A 656-nucleotide genomic window follows, 5' to 3' on the forward strand; every position below is an offset into this window, starting at 1 on the left:
GTCGGGTCTTGAAGAGATCTTCGAGGAGATCAGTCCGATCGAGGACTTCTCCGGAACCATGTCCCTGTCGTTCCGGGACCACCGGTTCGAGCCGCCCAAGTACTCCGTTGATGAGTGCAAAGACAAGGACATGACCTACTCCGCCCCGATGTTCGTCACGGCGGAGTTCATCAATAACACCACCGGCGAGATCAAGAGCCAGACCGTGTTCATGGGCGACTTCCCGCTCATGACCGGCAAGGGCACCTTCATCATCAACGGTACCGAGCGGGTGGTGGTCTCCCAGCTGGTGCGCTCGCCGGGGGTCTACTTCGACCGCAGCATCGACAAGACCTCCGACAAGGACCTGTACGGCTGCAAGGTGATCCCGTCGCGGGGCGCCTGGCTGGAGTTCGAGATCGACAAGCGCGACAGCGTGGGTGTGCGCATCGACCGCAAGCGCAAGCAGGCCGTGACGGTGCTGCTCAAGGCGCTGGGCTGGACGAATGAGCAGATCCTGGAGCGCTTCGGGCAGTACGAGTCGATGCGGGCCACGCTGGAGAAGGACCACACCGCCGGTCAGGATGATGCGCTGCTGGACATCTACCGCAAGCTGCGGCCGGGTGAGCCGCCGACCCGGGAGTCGGCGCAGACCCTGCTGGAGAACCTGTACTTCA

1 pseudogene is annotated in these 656 nt (G+C 62.8%); it reads left to right on the forward strand.

The window, feature by feature from the left end:
* Positions 1-656, forward strand: a pseudogene (locus tag IEZ08_RS39155) (DNA-directed RNA polymerase subunit beta); the annotation flags it as partial.

The organism is Planobispora rosea, assembly GCF_014648175.1.
Classification (GTDB): Bacteria; Actinomycetota; Actinomycetes; order Streptosporangiales; family Streptosporangiaceae; genus Planobispora; species Planobispora rosea.